The organism is Testudinibacter sp. P27/CKL/0425 (genome assembly GCF_052931395.1).
This window is the reverse complement of the sequence record NZ_CM128801.1, coordinates 550,651-572,478: the sequence shown is the minus strand read 5'-3', so window position 1 is coordinate 572,478 and position 21,828 is coordinate 550,651. Positions and strand designations below refer to the sequence as shown.

Below are 21,828 nucleotides of genomic sequence, written 5' to 3'. Positions count from 1 at the left end.
TCTAATTAATTACAACATCACTTCAATAAAAGCAACTGTTTTACGAAAAATTTTTACCGCTACCGTCGGTTTTTGTTATATTGAAAGTCATCGACATCAACCATAGAGGGAATCATTATGCTAGCACTGATTACCGGCGCCAGCGCCGGATTTGGCGCCGCCACCGCCCGCCTGCTGGTTCAGCACGGACATCGGGTGATCATCGCCGCCCGCCGCCAGCAACGTTTAACTGCATTGCAGCAAGAGCTGGGCGAAAACTGTCTGGCGCTCGCGTTCGACGTTTGTGACCAAGATGCGGTGTTGACCGCACTTCACAGCCTGCCGCCGGAGTGGCAGCAGATTGGTTTGCTGATCAACAATGCCGGCTTGGCACTTGGGATCGAAAGCGCGCAAAAAAGCCGTCTGCAAGATTGGCAACAGATGATCGCCACCAATATCGGCGGCTTGGTCACCCTGACCCACGCCATTTTGCCCGGCATGGTGGAACGCAACCGCGGACACATCATCAATCTCGGCTCGATTGCCGGTGATTACCCTTATCCGGGCGGCAATGTTTACGGCGCCACCAAAGCGTTTGTGAAACAGTTCAGCCTGAACCTGCGCGCGGATTTGGTCGGCACGGCGGTGCGAGTCAGCAACATTGAGCCGGGCTTATGCGGCGGCACGGAATTTTCCAACGTGCGTTTTTACGGCGACAACGACAAAGCCGAAGCGCTGTATGCCAACGTAGATTTTCTCACCCCTGAGGACATTGCCGCCACGCTGGTTTGGGTTGCCGAGCAGCCGCCACACGTCAATATCAACCGGATTGAAATCATGCCGGTGGCACAAGCGCCCGCCGGTTTGACGGTGAAGAAAAAAGCCTAATCCTCCATTGATAGCGACAGAACCGCACTTGGCAGCAAGTGCGGTTTATCTTTCCAAATCTACCTCGTTTACGGTATTCGAATTGATCTATATCAAAAGATGAATTAAAAATACTGCTTTAAACCAAAAAATACCTTACTATTTAACTCAACTTTTATTTATCCCTACAACCCAACGAATAACACGAGGACATTATGTCATGTCAAGAGAAAAAATTGAGTGAATTGGCGATCGCCATTCCGGGCGCAACCAAACTGTTTCGCGAATATGATTTGGATTTCTGCTGCGGCGGTGCCAACACTTTAGGCTTTGCGGCGAAACTGAAAAATTTGGATTTGGCGGCAATCGAAAGCCGTTTGGCAGAGCTGGAAGGGCGTCAAGACGTCGGGCAGGAGCAAGATTGGACTCAAGCCGCTTATCCTGAGATTATCGAACACATCATCGCTCGTTACCACCAACGCCACCGCGAACAACTGCCGGAGCTGATTTTTATGGCGGAAAAAGTGGAAAACGTACACGGCGATCGTGACGATTGCCCGATGGGCGCTTCGGCGGTATTAAAAGAAATTTATGCCGAACTCAGCCAACATATGCAAAAAGAGGAACAAATCCTGTTCCCGATGATCAAAGCCGGGCAATACGCAATGGCAAGAATGCCGATTCAGGTGATGGAACACGAACATGACGACGCCGGACAACAAGTGGAAGTGCTGAAATCCATCACCAATAACGTCACGCCACCGGCGGATGCCTGCAACACTTGGCGCGCGCTGTACAGCGGCATCAATGAATTTATTGATGATTTAATGCTGCATATCCATTTGGAAAACAACATTCTGTTCCCACGCGTGGTCAGTCAGGCATAGAAAACCGAGCCTAACCGCTCTTTCATCTCTCACGACGATAAAATCGCTGTCGGCTTGTGTCGGCAGCGATTTTCATGCAATCGTTGTATCAAAGCGACCGCACTTTGAGGTAGAATCAAGCAAAATACTCACGGGGCGAAAGCAAAGGAGACGAGATGAAACAATCAACACGCCACCAGCAAATTGTCGAACTGGTGACGCAAAAAGGATATATCAGCACCGAAGATTTAGTCACTGTGTTCAATGTCACATCACAGACCATTCGACGCGATTTGAATGAGCTGGCGGAGCAAAATCTGATTCGTCGCCACCACGGCGGCGCAGCGTCACCGTCCAGCACCGAAAACAGCGATTACCAAGAGCGCAAACACTTCTTTTCCAAAGAAAAACAGGCAATTGCACAGCGAGTTGCCAGCCTGATTAAAAACGGTTCATCGCTGTTTATCGACATTGGTAGCACTCCGGAAGCGGTTGCCTATGCGCTGTTAGATCACCAAAATCTGCAAATCGTGACCAACAACCTGAATGCCGCACACATTTTAATGAAAAAAGCCGATTTCAGCATCACCATCGCCGGCGGCAATTTGCGTGAGGACGGCGGCATGATCGGCGAAGCCACGGTGGATTTTATTTCCCAATTTCGGCTGGATTACGGCATTTTGGGTATCAGTGCGATTGACGAGGACGGCACGCTGCTGGATTACGATTTCCACGAGGTGCAAGTGAAACGTGCGCTGATCAAGGCATCACGCAAGGTGCTGCTGCCGGTCGATCACTCGAAATTCAACCGCCATGCCACAGTTCGGTTGGGGCAAATTCAGGATTTGGACGTGGTGCTGACCGATATTCAGCCAAGTGAGCAAATCAGCGATTTATTACAACAAGGCAATGTGCAATTGGAGATCTGCCGGTCAGTATGATTTTAGAAAAATTTGACGATATTTATCAGCGTGCCGCCGCCCATCAAGGCGGCGAAGCGGCATTGGAAGCGCGTTTATGCAAACTGAAAAGCCGTGAGGAACTGCTTGCAGTGCCCGATCACCGCTGGCTGGCGGAAATGACGCGCAAAGTGTTTCAGTGCGGCGTGGTTTGGCAGGTTGTGAATAACAAATGGGAGAATTTCGAGCAGGTATTCTGGGGCTTTGAAATTGAAAAGCTGTTGATGATGCCCGATGAATTGTGGGAAAAGAAAGCGCAAGATCCGGGGATTATCCGCTATTGGCCGAAAGTGGAAACCATTAAATACAACGCACAGATGATTTATCAAGCCAATTTGGACGGCGGCTTTTCAAAATTAATTGCCGAATGGCCAAGCGACAACATCACCGCACTTTGGCAGTATCTGAAAAAACACGGCAAACGACTGGGCGGCAACACCGGCGCTTACAGCTTAAGAGCGGTCCGCAAGGACACCTTTTTGCTGACTCACGATGTGGAAGCCTATCTGCGCAACCACAAACTGATTGACGGCGGCATTCAAACCCAGCGCTCGTTTGCCAGCACACAGCAAGTGTTTCTCGAATGGCAACAACAGAGCGGACGCCCACTGGCGCACATCAGTCAGATTGTCGCGTTTAGTATGGGCAAATAGCAGCCTGAAATTCAATTAAAAAAAACCGCACTTTGCCCGCTTAAGCAAAGTGCGGTTTATCATTTTAAACGGCTGTTTCACCGAATAATTTACTGGCTCGCCACCACGCGGTTATCCACCACATCCACCGTAACCGGTTTGCCCGGCAATAGCGCACCGGACAGAATCTGTTGCGCCAGCGGATTTTCAATCTCTTGCTGAATCGCGCGTTTCAGTGGGCGCGCGCCGTAGATTGGGTCGTAACCGACATTGCCGATAAAATCCAACGCCGCTTGGCTGAACTGGATTTGATAGCCGTGCGCTTCCATGCGTTTGCTCAAGCGGTTCAACTGAATTGAGGCAATCGCTTGGATATTGGCTTTATCTAACGGGTGGAACACCACGCTTTCGTCAATCCGGTTGATAAATTCCGGACGGAAGTGGCGACCGACCACCGACATCACCAGCTCTTTTATCGAGGCATAATCCAAGTCATTCACGTTTTCCTGAATCAGATCGGACCCCAGATTCGAAGTCATGATCACCACCGTATTGCGGAAATCCACGGTTCTGCCTTGTCCGTCGGTTAATCGTCCGTCGTCCAACACCTGCAATAAGATGTTGAACACGTCGTGATGTGCTTTTTCCACTTCATCGAGCAAAATCACCGAATATGGGCGGCGACGCACCGCTTCGGTCAAATAGCCGCCCTCTTCATAGCCGACATAGCCCGGAGGCGCGCCGACCAGACGTGATACGCTGTGTTTTTCCATAAACTCCGACATATCGATCCGCACCATCGCATCTTCGCTGTCGAACATGAAATTCGCCAAGGTTTTGCACAACTCGGTTTTCCCTACCCCGGTTGGGCCGAGGAACAGGAACGAGCCAATAGGACGATTCGGATCGGCAAGCCCGGCACGACTGCGGCGAATGGCATTCGCCACCGCTTCCACCGCTTCGCTTTGTCCGATCACCCGCTTATGCAGCTCTTGTTCCATGCGCAGCAATTTCTCTTTTTCGCCTTCCATCATGCGTGCGACCGGAATGCCGGTGGCGCGCGACAACACTTCGGCGATTTCCTCGTCGGTGACGCGATAACGCAGTAGCGTCATCTCTTTGCCTTCCGAGGCTTCCGCTTGTTCGAGCTGTTTTTCCAGTTGTGGGATCACGCCGTATTGCAACTCCGACATTTTGGCAAAATCGCTAGCACGGCGCGCTTGTTCCATTTGGGTGCGCACGTTGTCCAGTTCCGCCTTAATGTGTTGTGTGCCGGAAAGCGCAGCTTTCTCGCTTTTCCAGACTTCTTCCAGTTCGGAATAGTCGCGCTCTTTCTCCGCCAATTCGTTTTCTAACATCTGCAAACGTTTACGGCTGGCTTCGTCGTCCTCTTTTTGCAGCGCTTGTTGCTCGAGCTTCAGCTGAATAATCCGCCGTTCTAGGCGATCCAACGGTTGCGGTTTGGAATCAATTTCCATTCGAATGCTAGAGGCGGCTTCATCGATCAAATCAATGGCTTTGTCTGGCAATTGGCGATCGGAAATATAACGGTGCGACAAGGTTGCCGCCGCCACAATCGCGGGATCGGTGATCTGCACATGGTGGTGAAGTTCATACCGCTCTTTTAGTCCGCGCAAAATGGCGATGGTATCTTCCACGCTCGGTTCGTCCACCAGCACTTTTTGGAAGCGGCGCTCAAGGGCTGCATCTTTTTCGATATATTGGCGATATTCGTCCAAAGTGGTGGCGCCAACACAATGCAGCTCACCGCGTGCCAACGCCGGTTTTAACATATTGCCGGCATCCATTGCGCCGTCGCTTTTGCCTGCGCCGACCATGGTGTGAATTTCGTCAATAAACAAAATCACTCGCCCTTCTTCTTTTGCCAGTTCGTTCAGCACGCCTTTTAACCGCTCTTCAAACTCACCACGGTATTTAGCACCGGCAATCAATGCGCCCATGTCGAGAGATAGCACGCGTTTATTGCGTAAACCTTCCGGCACTTCGCCGTTGACGATTCGTTGTGCCAAGCCTTCGACAATCGCAGTTTTACCCACGCCCGGCTCACCAATCAACACCGGATTGTTTTTAGTACGACGTTGCAGCACCTGAATCGCACGCCGAATTTCGTCATCACGCCCGATCACCGGATCAAGCTTGCCACTTTCGGCGCGTGCGGTTAAATCAATGGTAAATTTTTCCAGCGCCTGGCGCGACTCTTCGGCATTTTGATCGTTCACGTTCTCTCCTCCGCGTATTTTTTGAATCGCGGCTTCAACCGCTTCGGCTTTTACGCCGTTTTGGCGCAACGCATTGCCGAGCGCGCCTTTGTCTTCCAGCGCCGCCAGTACAAACAGCTCGGATGAAATAAATTTATCTTGGCGTTTTTGTGCCAGCTGATCGCAACGATTCAACAAGCGCACCAACGCTTGTGACAACTGCACATCGCCGCCGTTGCCTTCGACTTTGGCTAAACGATCAATCTCGCTATTCAGCTGATTTTTCAGCTGCGCCGCATTCACGCCGCAACTGACCAGCAATGGCTGTACCGAGCCGCCCTGCTGATTAAGCAGTGCCAACATCAAATGCAGCGGCTCAATATATTGTTGTTCTTTGCCCAACGCCAGCGACTGCGCTTCGGCAATCGCTTGTTGGAATTTGGTGGTAAACTTTTCGATATTCATAAAAAAATCCTCCTGACGCTTATCTTCACGATAGTTTCGTTCACGAGGATTAGATGAGGGGGATTTTTAAAAATTCAAGGCTGTTTTTTGAACAATTTTTTAATCTTGTGGAATGTTCAGCACTTTGACTTTTTGCAATAACAGCAGTGCCGGCAGCGCTAAAATTGCCATTAAGTAAAATGCCCAACTTTGATCAATCCGATACACCGCGCCTGCCAACAGCATAAACAACGCCACGCTTAAACAGCTGCACACTCCGTTATAGAGCGCTTGCAGTTTGGCGATATAACTTGGCGGGCAACTGGCGATGTAGCGCACCGTGACAAAATGGCACAACGCAAAAGTGATACCGTGCAGCGGTTGCAGCAGTAAAAATTGCCAGAACTGATCGGCGCTGCCCATTGCCGTCCAGCGGAACACCGTAACCAAGGTAGTGAACATCAGCAACTGATACAATGAACAGCCTTTCAGCAAGCGTCCGGCAAAGAAGAACACCAACACTTCCGCCGCCACGCTAATGCCCCACAGCCAGCCGCTCAGTTCAACGCCGATGCCGCGATCCGCCCAATACAGCACGCCGTAGGCATAATAGGCGGCGTGCGCCCCCTGAATCAACGCAAGAGCGGTCAACAACGCCACAATCTGCCGATTGGCAAGCAACGTGCGGTAACTGACCGCACTTGGTACGGCATCTTGCGAATTATCACGCGATTGCGGCGCATCTTGCGGATACACACTCGGCGACAGCTGTTGCAGCAGCGCATACGCCAGTAAAAGTGCGGTCATCAGCCACATCATGCTTTGATCGCTAAACACGCCTAAAATATAACCGCCGAGCAGATTGGCGCCGATAAACGCCAGCGAGCCGCTCAACCGTGCTTTACCGTAATCCAGTTTCACCTGCTGCTGCCAATTGCCCGCCAGCGCATCGGTTAACGGAATGCCGGCGCCGAACACCGCATTAAACAGCCAAATCAACCCGATTGCCAGCCACGCGATTTCGGCGCTGACGCTGATCGCCAATACCAAGCCGAGACTTAACCAGCCAATCAAACGCAACATAAAAATCAGCGCCGACGGTCGTTTGACCCATTGTGAAAACAGCATACTACCGATAAAACGGAATAGAAACGAAAACGCCACCACCGTGCCGATAACTTCATCGGAATAGTGATAGGATTTTAACCAAACCGGTAAATACGGCAAAAAGACGCCATAAGCGGCGAAATAGCCGGTAAAACTGACGATCAGCCAGATAAAAGGGGATACGCGAATCATCAGAATAGGCTTTCCATCTCTTCGGCTCGCGCCACCGCCGCCCGCATTGCTGCTTGCACCGTTGCCGCCAACTGCTGCTGTTCAAACACCGCAATCGCCGCTGCGGTGGTGCCGCCTTTCGAGGTGACTTGCTGGCGCAGCTCGGCTAACTCAGTGTCCGGATTGGCGATCACCATTTGCGCCGCGCCCAGCATCGCCTGCTGAATCAACTCGCGCGCTTGCTGCGGCGCCAACCCCATCTTGACCACCTCTTGCTGCATCGCTTCTAAAAACAGGAAAAAATAGGCGGGGCTGCTGCCGGAGGCGGCAATCACGGTATTAATCTCTTTTTCCTGTTGCAGCCAACAGATTTTGCCGACCGCTTGCATCAATTCGGCAGCAAAAGTGCGGTCTGCCGCGGTACATTCGGCATTGGCAAACAGCCCCGCCATGCCCGCCGACAACAGCGACGGCGTATTCGGCATCACCCGCACCAACGCAACCGCACTTGGCAGCAACTGTTGCAAGCGCGCGACCGAAATCCCGGCGGCAATCGAAATCACTAATTTGTGACTGAAATCCAGCCCGCTTAATTCGCCGCATACGCTTGCCATCAACTGCGGCTTCACCGCCAACAGCACCACGTCTGCCGCTGCCGCCGCCTGTTGATTATCTTGGGTGGTTTGCACCCCCAGTTGCGCCAACGCATCAAGTTTGGCACGGCTGGGATTGCTGGCGATAATTTTGTCGGCAGGATAGCCGCTGTTGAGCAGCCCGAGAATGATCGCGCGGCTCATATTGCCCGCGCCGATAAAAGCGATTAATTTTTGTTGCATCAGTTTGCCTTTTCCTTCGCAAATTCAGTTACAATGACGCCTCATTCTACCTTGATTACGAAAAAGCAGGAAAGCAGATTTATGTGGTTTAAAAATATTATGGCATACCGTTTAAGCAAAAAGCTGGATTGGTCAACACAAACGCTGGACAGCAGCTTGGCGAATCAGGCATTTTATCCGTGCGGCAGCCATGATCAAAGCAAATTCGGCTGGGCGACACCGTTAAAAGGCAGCGAGTTGCTGCATTTCAGCGTTAACGGGCAAATTTTGTTACTGGCGCAGAAAGAGGAAAAAATCCTGCCGGCGCACGTGGTGAAACAGGCACTTGACGAGCGGATTGAATCGCTGGAAAACAAAGAACAACGCAAGTTGAGTAAGGTAGAAAAGCAAACGCTGAAAGATGACGTGGTCAATGAACTGCTGCCGCGCGCGTTCAGTAAAAAACAGCAAACCGCACTTTGGATCGATTCGGTCAATGATCTGATTTATCTAAATGCCGCTTCGGCAAAACGCGCGGAAGACACGCTGGCACTGTTGCGCAAATCACTCGGTTCGTTGCCGGTGGTGCCGCTGGCGTTTGCCAACGATCCAAGTGCGGTGATGACGGATTGGATCGCCAATGACAACCTGCCCGCTTGGCTGACCGCACTTGAAGAAGCGGAGCTGACTTCCACCACCGATGAGGCAGTGATCCGCTGTAAACAACAGCCTCTGGACAGCGACGAAATGCAAAACCATTTTGCTGCCGGCAAGCAGATCACCAAGCTGGCGCTGGAGTGGGAAGAGCATTTGAGTTTTGTATTGCAACAAGATTGCAGCTTGAAGCGCTTGAAATTCGCCGACAGCGTACGCGAAAAAAATGATGACATTCTAAAAGAAGATTATGCCCAACGCTTCGACGCTGATTTTATTTTGATGACCGGCACTTTGGCACAACTCAGCGAACGCTTACTCGATACTTTCGGCGGTGAAGCGCCGTCTTTAGGCGAACACTAAACAAACATCTTGAAGCCCGGAAGCCCGGAAGCCCGGAAGCCGCGATGAGCAAAAAAGGAAAGTGTTGTAAAAAATACAAGAAAAAGGGCAAATACTGCAAAGATTGTCCGCTGCGTTAATTTAACCATACGGATTAAATGGTATTCGGCACAAAATTTAATCTGTTAGATATTTTTTAATGAAAAATGACAAATTTCATATTTTAAGCTGACATTTTACGTTATACTCGACGCCCTTTTCTTGTCCGTAAACTATTTTGAGGTTAGTTGTGGCATATTGGCAATTGGTTAATTTTATTCGTGGGCTGTCTATTTTGCTCTCTTTACTACTGGGCTTAAACTCCAGCCCGTTATTCGTCAGCTCGTTATGGCTCTTATTAAGCCTGGTTATCAGTTTAAATATGCTAACCAGCGGCTTAACCGGCTTTTGCACTTGTAGCTATCTTGCCGAGAAAGTCGGGCTAAAATTGCCGAAAAGCTCGAAAAACTATTCAAAATAAGCAAAGCCTGCCGCTGCAATCGCCTTAATTTACCAAGGTTTTCAATTGATACAGATAAGTCAACGCCTGTTTCGGGGTTAAATCATCAGGATCAAGCTGTTGCAACATCTGCCAGACCGCACTTTTGCCCTCGTCTTGCTCAACCAACGGCAATTCCGCCTGTATTTGATTTAATTCACGCAGTTGTTGCAGTTTTTGATCGCCAGTTTGCTGCGACAAGCGTTCCAATTGATTCAGCTTTTGTTTTGCCAGCGTCAGTACATTTTTCGGCACGCCCGCCAATGCCGCCACCGCCAAGCCGTAGCTTTTGCTGGCAGCGCCGTCTTGCACTGCGTGCATAAAGGCGATACTGTCATTGTGTTCCAACGCATCTAAATGCACGTTAAACACCCCGTCGAACTGTTGCGGCAACACGGTTAATTCAAAATAGTGGGTGGCAAACAAGGTGAGCGAGCGCAATTTTTTCGCCAACCATTCGGCGCACGCCCACGCCAACGCCAAGCCGTCATAAGTTGAGGTACCGCGCCCGATTTCGTCGATCAGCACCAAACTTTTTTCGCCCGCCTGATGCAAGATATTCGCCATTTCGGTCATTTCCACCATAAAGGTTGAACGCCCGGACGCCAGATCATCAGACGCGCCGATTCGGGTGAAAATCCGGTCGATCGGGCCGATCACCGCACTTTGCGCCGGCACGAAGCTGCCGATATATGCCATTAACACGATCAGCGCCGTTTGCCGCATATAGGTGCTTTTTCCCCCCATATTCGGACCGGTTACGATCAATAAATGGCGATCGGCATTTAAATTCAGTGGATTAGCGATAAACGGCTCACGCATCACCTGCTCGACCACCGCATGACGACCGCCTTCAATTTGAATCCCGATTTGCTCGGAAAATTGCGGACGCTGGTAATTCAGGCTTTGTGCGCGTTCGGCAAGGTTATTGAATACGTCCAATTGCGCCAAGGTTAATGCCGCCAACTGCAATTCACCCAACTGCGGCAACAGCCGCTCAAACAGTTCGTCATACAGCTGCTTTTCCAACGCCAACGCCGCACCTTTGGCTTTCAGCACTTTGTCTTCGTAGGTTTTCAGCTCGGGGATAATATAGCGTTCGGCATTTTTCAGCGTTTGACGGCGCACATAGTGAATCGGCGCGCGATCCGCTTGCCCGCGGCTGATTTGAAGATAGTAGCCGTGCACCGCATTAAAACCGATTTTCAGGCTGTCGATGCCGGTGGTTTGCCGTTCACGCGCTTCCAATTCTTCTAAAAAGCGGGTTGCCCCGGCGGACAGCTCGCGCCATTCGTCCAGTTCGGCGTGGTAACCGGCGGCAATCACGCCACCGTCGCGAATCAGCAGTGGCGGCGCTTCGACCAATGCCTGCTGTAATAACTCGCATAATTCGGCAAAATCGTCGATCAGCCGACAAAGTGCGGTCAATTGTGCTGATTCGGTTTGCATAATCTGGTTTTTCAGCAACGGAATCTGCTCAAGTGCGGTGCGCAGCCGCGTGAGATCGCGCGGGCGCGCCGAACGCAGCGCCACCCGCGCCAGAATCCGCTCCATATCGCCCACTTGGCGCAACAACGGCTGCAATTCCGCAACCAAATCGTGCTGCATAATCTCGGCGATCACGTTTTGCCGCTGCTGAATCTGCTGCCAATCGCAAATCGGCTGATGGATCCAGCGTTTCAGCAGCCGGCTGCCCATCGGGGTGACACAGTGATCCAGCACCCATGCCAGCGTGTATTCGCTGCCGCCTGCCAGATTTTGCGTCAGTTCCAAATTGCGTCGGGTTGCTGCATCCAGCACGATAAATTCACTGTTTTGTACTAAACTGATGGCATTAATATGCGGAAGTGCGGTGCGCTGGGTCTCTTTGGCATAATTTAGCAAGCAACCGGCGGCACACAAGCCAAGGGTGGCGTGTTCCACTCCGAAGGCTTTCAGATCTTGGGTGCCGAATTGGCGGTTCAGTAACTGAAGTGCGGTATTCAGTTCAAACTCCCAAATCGGGCGGCGGCGCAAACCGCGGCTGTTTTCCAGCAGCGCCATTTCGCCAAATTCTTCGTCATACAACAGCTCGGCAACCGACAAGCGCTGCAATTCGGCATGAAGTGCGGTTTTGTCGTCGTGTTCGCTGATCTGAAAACGCCCCGATGCCATATCCAACGTCGCCAACGCAAAGCGGGTTTTATGTTGGTAAACTGCCGCCAGTAAATTGTCTTGCCGTTCCGGCAACAACGCTTCGTCGCTGACCGTGCCCGGTGTAACCACCCGCACCACCTGCCGTTCAACCGGGCCTTTGCTCGTTGCGGGATCACCAATCTGCTCACAAATCGCCACCGATTCGCCCAGCCGCACCAATTTCGCCAAATAGCCTTCCACCGCATGATACGGCACGCCCGCCATTGGAATCGGCTGCCCGGCGGAGCTGCCACGCTTGGTCAGGGAAATGTCCAACAACTGCGCCGCTTTTTTCGCATCGTCATAAAACAGCTCGTAGAAATCCCCCATGCGGTAAAATAGCAGAATCTCAGGATTCTCCGCTTTTAAGCGCAGATACTGTTGCATCATGGGAGTGTGGGCGGAAAATTGGCTGTCGGCGGATGTCATTTCGGTACTCGGCAGGTTAAAAATAAAAATGATACTGAATCCCCCCAAGATGATCAATGAATTCTCGGTCAAGTGCGGTTTAAAAGCGCATAAACCTTTTCACTTTGGAATCGATCGCACATTCTGTAAAAAAGATCAAAATTTCACTTGATACTGTATAACCATACAGTATAATAAGCAACAATTGTAATACAGAAAGACGGTTTAAACATGAGGTTTAGAAATGGACGATAACAAACAAAAAGCACTGGCGGCGGCATTAGGACAGATTGAAAAGCAATTTGGCAAAGGTTCGATTATGCGCCTTGGCGACACCCAAACCTTGGATGTCGAATCGATTTCCACCGGTTCACTCGGATTGGACGTGGCGTTGGGCATCGGCGGCTTGCCAATGGGACGGATTGTTGAAATCTACGGGCCGGAATCGTCAGGAAAAACCACGTTAACCCTTTCGGTGATTGCGCAAGCGCAAAAAGCCGGCAAAACCTGTGCCTTTATTGATGCGGAGCACGCGTTGGATCCGATTTACGCCGCCAAACTGGGCGTGAACGTCAACGAATTATTGGTTTCCCAGCCGGACAACGGCGAACAAGCGTTGGAAATCTGTGATGCGTTGGTGCGTTCCGGCGCGGTGGAAGTGATCATCGTCGACTCGGTAGCGGCATTAACACCAAAAGCCGAAATCGAAGGCGACATGGGCGATTCGCACATGGGCTTGCAAGCGCGTTTGATGTCGCAAGCGTTGCGTAAGCTGACCGGACATATCAAAACCGCTAACTGTTTAGTGGTGTTCATCAACCAAATCCGAATGAAAATCGGAGTGATGTTCGGCAACCCGGAAACCACCACCGGCGGAAATGCGTTGAAATTCTACGCTTCGGTGCGTTTGGATATTCGTCGCACCGGCGCGGTGAAAGACGGAGAGGAAGTGATCGGCAGCGAAACGCGAGTCAAAGTGGTGAAAAACAAAGTCGCCGCCCCGTTCCGTCAAGCAGAATTCCAGATTGTGTACGGCGAAGGTATTTCCAAATTGGGCGAGCTGATTGAATTGGGCGTGAAACACAAATTAGTGGAAAAATCCGGCGCTTGGTATGCCTATAACGGCAGCAAAATCGGGCAAGGCCGCGCCAATGCGATGAAATGGCTGGCGGAAAATCCGCAAGCGGCGGGCGAATTGGAAGAGAAATTGCGTGCCGAATTGTTGGCAAATCCGGAACAAGGCGTGATTGCCGATGTTGAAGGCGATGACGACGGATTTGAAGCCGAAGAGTAACCGCACGGCATTTCAACACTGTTAATCGCTACAGAGCCAAGTGCCGAACCGCACTTGGCTTTTGAGTTTATAGAATCGGCGAATTTATCGGTTTTGTGAGAGCAAATCTCGCGCATGGAAACAGGGAAAAGAGATGAATAAAATAGCGTTGACGTATGTGATGAATTTACTTGCCCGCCGTGATTACAGTGCCGAGGAGATTCGACAAAAAATGACGGCAAAAGCCGTTGCCGACGATGAGATCGAAGCAGTGTTGCAGCATTGTCAGCAGAAAGGCTGGCAGAGTGATCAGCGCTTTTGTGAAAACTATCTTCTTTCTCGCAGTCGCAAAGGCTACGGCCCGGCAAGAATCAAACAGGAATTACAACAAAAGGGCATCAGCAGCGGCTTGATCAGCGAGCAGTTGCAGCAATGCGAAATCGGCTGGTTCGCCGCCGCCGAAGCGGTGTTTAACAAAAAATATGCCCACTTAGACGCTGAGGATTGGACGCCGGCGTTAAAGCAAAAAGTGTGGCGCTTTATGTTGAGCCGCGGTTTTCACAGTGACCATTTCCGCCACGTTTTTAATCCTGAAATGGATTGAAAAGATTTGTTTGTTTTTTAATCTTTCGATTGCCTGCCATGCCGCTTTGTGGCTAAATAGTGGCTGTGGATTACACTTTTTAATTTGATATTTGTTGTAGCTTAATGGACTAACTATGATCAGTATTCAAAAATATACCTTTTGGCATTTCGATGATTTGGTCAACTATCAACTCGACTCGGAACAGGCCAAATATGTCCGCCAGCCGTGGCAGTGGTTTGAAGGACAGACGTTGTTGTTAAGCAACGACATGACCGGCGTTTCTATTCTGGATAACGATACTGCGGTCGGTTTTTTCGTGCTTGATCGCGGCGCTGAGAAGTTGGCATACACCAATAATCAACAGGCGATTTTATTGCGTTCGTTTTCGATTAATCCGAAATATCAAGGCATGGGCTTTGCCAGCGCCGCCCTTGCGCCGAATTTGATCGATTCTTTTATCTACAACTTATCACCGAAATATAACGAAATCGTGTTGGCGGTCAACCCGCTGAACCAACGCGCCTATCGGCTGTATTTACGCTGTGGTTTCCAAGCTGCCGGACGGGTAATTATCAATGTGCGCGGCGCACGCTCGGTGTTAAACCGCAAAATCGGTAGCAGCTTCATTGAAAGCTAAGCCGCCGATAGATTAAACCGATAGACTTTCCAATTCCTGCTGTGCATCCAGCCAGTCGCTTTCAATCTGCTCCAACTGTTTTTTCACTTGCACTTGTTCCGCCAGCAGCGCAGTTAAGCGCCCTTTATTTTCATCGCTGTACAGTGCGCTGTCCGCCAGCTGACTTTCAATTTCACTTAACTGAGTACCGCACTTGTCAAGTTGCGTTTCCAGCTGCTGAATTTTTTTGCGCAGCGGTGCGCTCTGTTGGCGCAGTTCGGCTTCCAAGCGTTTCTGTTCTTTGCGGTTCGGCGCACTGTTTTCTGCTTTTTCTGTCGCCGCTTCGCCATTACCGGCGGCTTGGCTGCTCTGATTAGCGCTGTCGTTCAGCCATTTTTGGTAATCATCCAAATCGCCGTCAAAATCGTCGACTTTCTGATCAGGCACCAAATAAAAGTCATTCACGGTGTTGCGCAGCAAATGACGATCATGTGACACCACCACCAGCGAGCCTTGGTAATCGACCAGCGCTTCGGTCAATGCTTGGCGCATATCCAGATCCAAGTGGTTGGTCGGTTCGTCCAATAGCAATAAATTCGGGCGTTGCCAAACAATCAGCGCCAGCACCAAACGGGCTTTTTCACCGCCGGAAAAACTGCTGACCGCCTGCTTAACTTTGTCACCGTGGAACGCAAACCCGCCGAGGTAATCCCGCAGCTGTTGTTCCGTTTGTTGTGGCGCCAGCCGTGCCAAATGCCAAAGTGCGGTTTCGTCCTCACGCAGCGTATCTAGCTGGTGTTGGGCAAAATAGCCGAGCTGTACGCCCTTTGCCAGTTGCACCACGCCGCTTTGCGGCGCCAGTTCGCCCGCCAGCAGTTTAATCAGGGTGGACTTGCCCGCGCCATTGCGCCCCAATAAACCGATACGCGAACCGGGCACTAAATTCAACTTCACCGACTGCAACACGGTTTTATCCGCATAACCGGCGCTGACTTTTTCCATACTGAGAATCGGATTCGGCAGCGAAACCGGCGGACGGAATTCAAATTTGAACGGATTGTCCACATACGCCGGTGCGATCAATTCCATGCGCTCCAGCGCGCGAATTCGGCTTTGCGCCTGCTTCGCCTTACTGGCTTTGGCGCGAAAACGATCGATATAACTTTGTAGGTGTTCGACTTTTTGCTGTTGCTGGCGATGTAGCGCATTTTGCTGTGCCAGTTTGGTGGCTCGTTGCACTTCAAACGAGGAGTAATCGCCACTGTATTCATTCAGTTGCTGCTGTTCGATATGCAGAATTTTACTGACCACCGGATCGAGAAAATCACGGTCGTGAGAAATCAAAATCAGGGTGCCGGGGTAGCGGCTCAACCAGCGTTCCAACCAAATCACCGCGTCCAAATCCAAGTGGTTGGTCGGTTCGTCAAGCAGCAATAAATCCGAACGGCAAATCAGCGCCTGCGCCAGATTTAGCCGCATCCGCCAGCCGCCGGAGAATGATTTGACCGCACTTTGCAGTTGTTCGTTCTCAAAACCCAAACCGTGCAACAAGGTCGCGGCGCGCGATTGAATCGTCCAAGCGTCAATGGTGTCCAGTTTGGCGTGCAGCAACGCAATTTGGTTGCCGTCGTTGGTGGCATTGGCGTGTTCCAGTTCACTCATCAATTGAATATATTCGCGATCGCCTTGGATCACATAGTCAATCGCGCTGATGTCGAGCGCAGGCGTTTCCTGATTCACCCACGCCAGCGACCAATTGGCGGGAAATTTCACCTCGCCGCCTTCGCTGCTCATTTCGCCTTTCAATAATGCGAATAACGATGACTTACCACAGCCGTTTTTGCCGACCAGTCCGACCTTCTGTCCGGGGTTAATACTGGCGTTGGCGTGTTCCAATAACGTGGTTACCCCACGCTTTAATGTCAGGTCGCTAAAAAAGATCATTTTTTATTTTATTTTGTTAATAGATTATTGCACAATGATAACATAACTCTTAACCATTCAGGATGAATAATGTTTGACTCTCTTATTGTACAATTCGTGGTGCTTTGGGCGGTAATTGACCCGATTGGATCGGTGCCGGTTTACCTTGCCAAAACTATCGGCTTGCCGTTGGAAGATCGTCATCGGATTGCACGGAATGCAACCTTAATTGCCGCCGGCATTTTGGTGTTCTTTTTAGTCGCCGGACAAATGTTGCTCGAGGCGATGCAAATTCCGCTTACCGCCTTCCAAACCGCCGGTGGGTTGGTGCTGCTGTTATTCGCGTTGACCATGATTTTCGGCGAAGGCAAACCGAGCGAAGAGATGCGCCTGCCTTCCAATTTAAATGAAATTGCGGTCTATCCGCTTGCCGTGCCGTCTATCGCGTCTCCCGGCGCAATGATGGCAATCGTACTGCTAACGGATAACCACCGTTTTAATCTCGGCGAACAAATGCTAACCACGCTGATCATGCTGGTGATTTTACTGGTGACCTATCTGCTGTTTATTGCCGCCAATCGGATTCAACGGATTATCGGCACCACCGGTGCGGCAATTATCAGTCGGGTGATGGGGCTGATTCTGGCAGCGGTGGCGATCAATAATATTTTGGTCGGAGTGCGTGATTTCTTTATGTACGTTAAATAACGAAGATTAACCGCAACGTTACGCAAGCCGCTGTATAGAAATTAAAACAGTCTTTAAGATAATCCATGCCGCGATTTACAACCGCGGCATTATTTTTTGTTTTGACCGATAAAACACCATTTGACCTTGCACCGCACTTTCGGTAATCTCAGTACCTCTCCTTTCATTTGTGTATAAAAATTATTACAAAACGGTATTTATTTTTTACACCGAGTTTAATCGAGGTTTGCAAGTGTCCGATTTAAACCAAAGTGCGGTAAAAACGCCGCTATACAACAATAAACGCGCCCACCGTGCCGCATTGAGCAGTTTTATGGGAGCCGTGGTCGACTGGTATGATTTTCTACTGTACGGCATTGTCGCCGCACTGGTGTTCAATCATCAATTTTTCCCGAATATCAGCCCGACGATGGGCACCTTGGCGGCGTTTGCCACCTTCGGGATCGGCTTTTTGTTCCGTCCGCTAGGCGGGATTGTGTTCGGGCATTTCGGTGATCGGATCGGGCGTAAGAAAATGTTGGTGCTGACCGTGTTTTTAATGGGCGGTTCAACGGTATTGATCGGTTTGCTGCCGAATTTCGACAGTATCGGTTGGGCGGCGCCGGTGTTATTAGTGATCTTACGCGCGATTCAAGGATTTGCCGTTGGCGGCGAATGGGGCGGAGCAGCACTAATGGCGGTGGAAAGTGCGCCGCCGGGCAAAAAAGCGTTTTACAGCAGCGGAGTGCAGATTGGTTACGGCGTCGGCTTAATGTTGGCGACCGGCAGTGTGTCGCTGATTATTTACTTCCTTGGCAATGAAGCGTTCCACGCTTGGGCGTGGCGAATTCCGTTTATCGCCAGTGTGGTGTTGCTACTGGTGGCATTATGGATTCGTCGCAATCAGGAGGAATCTACCGAGTTTGAACAAACCGTGATCAAAACCCAGCAGCAGGTGAAACGCCCGCCGATTATCGAGGCAATCACTCGTCATCCGAAAGCGTTTCTCTACATTATCGCGCTGCGCTTCGCCGAGCTGCTGACGATGTACCTGGTCACCAACTTCGCCCTCAATTACTCCACCGCGCACTTAGGCATGTCGAGCAGCGTATTTTTGAATATCGGCTTAATGGTCGGGGCAATCAGCTGTTTCACTATTCCGCTGTTCGCACGAATTGCCGACCGTTACGCCCAAACCAAAACCGGCTATCGGATAATGTGTATCGGCGGCGGGTTAATCGGCGCTTTGAGTGCCATTCCGTTCTTTTTGGCGATGGAGCAGGGCGATGTATTCTGGATTTATGTTTGTGCGATTTTGTTGGCAAACATTGCACATGATATGGTGGTCAGCGTTCACCAACCGCTATTTACTGAATTTTTCGGTACTGCCTACCGCTACAGCGGCGCAGGCGTCGGTTATCAGGTTGCCAGCATTGTCGGCGGCGGTTTCACACCGTTTATTGCCGCTGCGCTGGTCGCGTGGTTTAACGGCTCGTGGTATCCGGTGGCGGCTTATCTGATGATCGGCTGTCTGCTGACCGCACTTGTGGCGGCAAGAATGCAGAAAACGGCTTAATCGACACACAAAAGGGCGGAAAATTCCGCCCTATTTTTTTGTCTAACGCTATCCGTCGGTGTTTAGAACTGGTAGCCGATATTCAAGTAAGCCTTATTGCCTTTCTGTTGTTTATAGCCGTTATGCTGCCAGCCCAGCGTCACCTGCCAAGCGTGATAACGCGCCGCCACCGCCAACTGAGTGCGCAAACTCGCGCGCTGCTCGGCAGTTGCCGTCTGTGTGATTTCCACATCGGCTAAACGGCTGTGACCGGTGATCGGGCGTTTTGCCAAGTGGTGAAGATAACCCAGGGAAACACTCGGCATCAGCTGCCAATCCGCAAGTTGAAAGCGGCGCTCCAATTTCACATCCAACACTAAATCGGTCTCGGTTTTCTGCACTTTTTGGTTGCTGAGCGCCAAATCACTGCCGCGCTCGTTAAAGCCTTTGAGTGATAAACGATTCAGTTCGAACCCGATGCTCGGCTCTAACGTCCAAGCGTTTGGCTGCCATAAATACCCAAGGCTCAAGCCGACGTTGGCGTTCCAACCTTTGCTATCACCTTTGGCTCTGTCGGCTACGCCGTTAAAATGGCGCTGTTGTTTATAGTTGAGTTTCGCCCATGACAAATCCCCCTCCACAAACCAACCTTGTGCCGCGACAAACGGATAGTAACGCGCTGCCGCAGAAAGGCGAACTTCATCAATTTTCGCTGACGCGTGATTCTGTTCCACCTCAATACGGTTTTTGGCTACCGCCGCACGGATCAATGTGCGTTCGGACAAGGATTTGCTCACGCCTAACATCTGCTGCTTAGCACGATAGTCCACGCGTTTGCCGATGTGGTTGGCTTGGTCGTGACTGTTGTCACGCGCGCTTTCACTCCACACTTGCCATTCGCCGGTTTTTAATGCTTTGGCGGCAAATAGCCGACTATGTAGCAAAGTGCGGTTTAATCCGGCTTGATCCAACAAATAGCGCACGCTGTTGGCATAAATACTGTTGCCTAAATTGCCCTGTAACCCCTGCCAATCACCGCTTTGCAAGGCTTGCGTCAGCCAGCGGTTATAGCTGCTACGGCTGAATGCCAAACGGCTGTCGCGCAATTGATTTAATACATTCAGCGCAGACGCTTCATTGCGGTTTGCCACGCCGGTGGTTAACCGGCGCGAATTAATCGTCAGCAGCACCTCATTCGGGTTAAATTGCAGATCATAACGCAGGTTTTGCGCTAACAATCCTTGCGGTTGCGCCAGCGCGCTGAATCCGCCGTGATAATCGGCGCCGTTTTTCACGCTTAATACCCGCCCGACCGTTTGCCCTGCTTTCACTTCGCTGAAATCCACTCTATCCGTCGTCACTTGTCCGTCTAACCGCACTTGTGCCGCTTTGCCGTCGGCAATGATGCCTTCTGCCGCCACCAATTCCAATTGTGCACTCGATTGTAAGCTTAGCGCGTTTAAGAATGTCATGCCGCCGGCTTTCAGTTTGCCGCTGATGCTGGCTGCGGCGTCAACAGTGCCGTTGCCGCTTAAACTGCCTGCACGATTGACTTGTAATTCACCCGCCTGCAAACGGCTATTTAAATGCAAATTGCCTTGATCGACTACCGCACTTTCGGTTAAGCGGGTATCGCCTTGCAGGGTTAAACCGCCACTGGCAAGAGTGATGCCTTTCAGTTGGTTTTTCTCACCGGTTAAAGTCAGTTTGCCGCTGCCCAATTTGGTTAAACGCCCACCGGCGGTGATCGCATTCGACCAACTGTCATCACGATTGAGCGTATAGCGCTCATCGCCCAGCAGCTGCGCCGGACCGTTTAACGCTTTGCTCACATTCACCATGCCCCAGCCGAAGGTGTCATCAACGCCTTTCGCCCCCAAATCGGTGGCGGTTGTCAGCATCACATCGCGCACCTGCGGCATACTCATATACTCAAAACGTTGTTTAAGCAGCGCCGCCACACCGCTGATTGTTGGCGCAACGTATGAAGTGCCTTGCTCTACGCTGAAGGTGTAATCGGTTGTTCCGGCTTTCGGATCACCTTTTAATGAGAGCAACACCATCGTTCCGGGCGCGGCAATACACCAGTTTTTGCTGATGCCGCAGTGGTTGGAGTAACTTTCCAATTTATGATCTGCGCCCACGGCGATCACCGACAGGTAATGCTTTTCCATTTCCGGAAAATAACGCGGCAGTGCCGCCATAATGCCCGGCTGTTTTTTAGATTCGTTACCGGCGGCAAAAACCTGTAGCACGCCCTGCTGTGTCGCTCGGTGCAAACTGCTGACCAATACATTCGACAAATCCAACTTGCCTTTATATTCGCGATCCACGCCCGCCGCCTGCTCCGATGCCGGGTCTTCGTTCCAACTGTGGTTCATAATGCTTAAGTTTGAGGTTTTTGCCAGCAGGTTGTCGATCGCCGCAGAAAAGGTCATTCGTGACAGCGGATCTTTGCCCAACAGCAGTTTTTTATCATCCGGCTGTCCTCTGGACGGCGGCGCAGTGGTCGGCTCATAAGAAACCTGATACAGCGTCGCTTCTTTTGCTATGCCGCCGAAATAATTCAATCGCGGATCAATCGTCGATTTCAACGCATTGGCGACAATAATGCCGCTGACCTGCCCGCCGTGCGTGCTGTAAACCTGCTTTCCGCTTTCTTGATCTTTTTCATCCGACAATTTAGTGGGATCAAAACGGTACGGCTTGCCGTTTAAGGTTGCGGTAAAAGGCAAAGGGATAATATTGCGCTTGTCTTTTAATAAGCCGTGCTGGTTAAAAAAGCCCGAGTCGACCACACCGACCTTAACGCCGTTGCCGTTGCCGTTATACTTGTTGGCAATTTCCGCGCTTAAACCGATTGCCTGTTGCGGCTGTTTTAAATATTCCGCCAAATTTTGCTGATCTTTGGTTAACTCCGCAGCTTGCGCCGATGCCGTAAAGATCAGTGCACTGATAACCAGGCTGAGACGGGAGGGTTTGCATTGAGACAAAGACATTGTCACCTCTGTT

General features: G+C 50.9%; 17 protein-coding genes. 11 read left to right on the top strand and 6 right to left on the bottom strand.

Features of this window, described 5'->3' with window-relative positions:
- Positions 1-117 precede the first annotated feature (117 nt).
- From ACUHGC_RS02905 to ACUHGC_RS02890, 4 genes are all read left to right on the top strand, one after another.
- The gene (locus tag ACUHGC_RS02905) at positions 118-867 is read left to right on the top strand and encodes an SDR family oxidoreductase (protein WP_446834179.1); all 750 of its coding nucleotides are present in this window, start codon (positions 118-120) and stop codon (positions 865-867) included.
- A 194-nt stretch (positions 868-1,061) separates the two neighbouring features.
- The gene (gene ytfE / locus ACUHGC_RS02900; RefSeq protein ID WP_446834178.1) at positions 1,062-1,733 is read left to right on the top strand and encodes an iron-sulfur cluster repair protein YtfE; all 672 of its coding nucleotides are present in this window, start codon (positions 1,062-1,064) and stop codon (positions 1,731-1,733) included.
- Between the two features lie 155 nt (positions 1,734-1,888).
- Positions 1,889-2,653, top strand: a complete 765-nt coding sequence (locus ACUHGC_RS02895; protein WP_446834177.1) for a DeoR/GlpR family transcriptional regulator — start codon at positions 1,889-1,891, stop codon at positions 2,651-2,653.
- A complete protein-coding gene (locus tag ACUHGC_RS02890; protein WP_446834176.1) occupies positions 2,650-3,324 on the top strand; it encodes a DNA-3-methyladenine glycosylase I in 675 nt (224 codons plus the stop codon). Before ACUHGC_RS02895 ends, ACUHGC_RS02890 begins: the two co-directional genes overlap by 4 nt.
- An 89-nt stretch (positions 3,325-3,413) precedes the next feature.
- On the opposite strand, the gene clpB is transcribed toward ACUHGC_RS02890, so the two are convergent.
- The 3 genes from clpB to proC all read right to left on the bottom strand — a co-directional run bounded on the left by clpB (position 3,414) and on the right by proC (position 8,080).
- Positions 3,414-5,987, bottom strand: a complete 2,574-nt coding sequence (gene clpB, locus ACUHGC_RS02885; RefSeq protein ID WP_446834175.1) for an ATP-dependent chaperone ClpB — start codon at positions 5,985-5,987, stop codon at positions 3,414-3,416.
- Between the two features lie 99 nt (positions 5,988-6,086).
- Entirely contained in the window at positions 6,087-7,265 is a 1,179-nt protein-coding gene (locus ACUHGC_RS02880; RefSeq protein WP_446834174.1) for a 3-phenylpropionate MFS transporter, read from the bottom strand.
- Positions 7,265-8,080: a pyrroline-5-carboxylate reductase gene (proC, locus tag ACUHGC_RS02875; RefSeq protein WP_446834173.1), complete on the bottom strand. Its 816-nt coding sequence runs from the start codon at positions 8,078-8,080 to the stop codon at positions 7,265-7,267. The genes ACUHGC_RS02880 and proC overlap by 1 nt, the downstream gene beginning before the upstream one ends.
- 81 nt (positions 8,081-8,161) lie before the next feature.
- Here proC and rdgC point away from each other — a divergent pair, with 81 nt between their 5' ends.
- Together rdgC and ACUHGC_RS02865 are read left to right on the top strand one after the other, a co-directional pair.
- Entirely contained in the window at positions 8,162-9,076 is a 915-nt protein-coding gene (gene rdgC, locus ACUHGC_RS02870) for a recombination-associated protein RdgC (RefSeq protein ID WP_446834172.1), read from the top strand.
- Between the two features lie 268 nt (positions 9,077-9,344).
- Positions 9,345-9,575, top strand: coding sequence for a hypothetical protein (locus ACUHGC_RS02865; protein ID WP_446834171.1), 231 nt, complete (start codon positions 9,345-9,347; stop codon positions 9,573-9,575).
- 24 nt (positions 9,576-9,599) lie between these two features.
- Here the strand turns inward: ACUHGC_RS02865 and mutS are convergent, their stop codons facing one another.
- The gene (gene mutS, locus ACUHGC_RS02860) at positions 9,600-12,197 is read right to left on the bottom strand and encodes a DNA mismatch repair protein MutS (protein WP_446834170.1); all 2,598 of its coding nucleotides are present in this window, start codon (positions 12,195-12,197) and stop codon (positions 9,600-9,602) included.
- A 223-nt stretch (positions 12,198-12,420) separates the two neighbouring features.
- On the opposite strand from mutS, the gene recA reads away from it, so the two are divergent.
- The 3 genes from recA to ACUHGC_RS02845 all read left to right on the top strand — a co-directional run bounded on the left by recA (position 12,421) and on the right by ACUHGC_RS02845 (position 14,672).
- Positions 12,421-13,470, top strand: a complete 1,050-nt coding sequence (recA, locus tag ACUHGC_RS02855; RefSeq protein WP_446834169.1) for a recombinase RecA — start codon at positions 12,421-12,423, stop codon at positions 13,468-13,470.
- 133 nt (positions 13,471-13,603) lie between these two features.
- On the top strand, positions 13,604-14,053 hold the full coding sequence (gene recX / locus ACUHGC_RS02850; protein ID WP_446834168.1) for a recombination regulator RecX: 450 nt from the start codon (positions 13,604-13,606) through the stop codon (positions 14,051-14,053).
- A gap of 115 nt (positions 14,054-14,168) precedes the next feature.
- Entirely contained in the window at positions 14,169-14,672 is a 504-nt protein-coding gene (locus ACUHGC_RS02845) for a GNAT family N-acetyltransferase (protein WP_446834167.1), read from the top strand.
- A 12-nt stretch (positions 14,673-14,684) separates the two neighbouring features.
- Here ACUHGC_RS02845 and ACUHGC_RS02840 read toward each other — a convergent pair whose 3' ends face one another.
- A complete protein-coding gene (locus ACUHGC_RS02840) occupies positions 14,685-16,595 on the bottom strand; it encodes an ABC transporter ATP-binding protein (RefSeq protein WP_446834166.1) in 1,911 nt (636 codons plus the stop codon).
- Between the two features lie 69 nt (positions 16,596-16,664).
- Between ACUHGC_RS02840 and ACUHGC_RS02835 the strand changes: the two genes are divergently transcribed.
- Positions 16,665-17,282 (top strand): MarC family protein, encoded by a 618-nt coding sequence (locus tag ACUHGC_RS02835; RefSeq protein WP_446834165.1) that lies wholly within the window; start codon positions 16,665-16,667, stop codon positions 17,280-17,282.
- A 232-nt stretch (positions 17,283-17,514) separates the two neighbouring features.
- The gene (gene shiA, locus ACUHGC_RS02830; RefSeq protein WP_446834164.1) at positions 17,515-18,837 is read left to right on the top strand and encodes a shikimate transporter; all 1,323 of its coding nucleotides are present in this window, start codon (positions 17,515-17,517) and stop codon (positions 18,835-18,837) included.
- A gap of 62 nt (positions 18,838-18,899) precedes the next feature.
- Here the strand turns inward: shiA and ACUHGC_RS02825 are convergent, their stop codons facing one another.
- Positions 18,900-21,815, bottom strand: a complete 2,916-nt coding sequence (locus ACUHGC_RS02825) for a S8 family serine peptidase (RefSeq protein WP_446834163.1) — start codon at positions 21,813-21,815, stop codon at positions 18,900-18,902.
- Positions 21,816-21,828 lie beyond the last annotated feature (13 nt).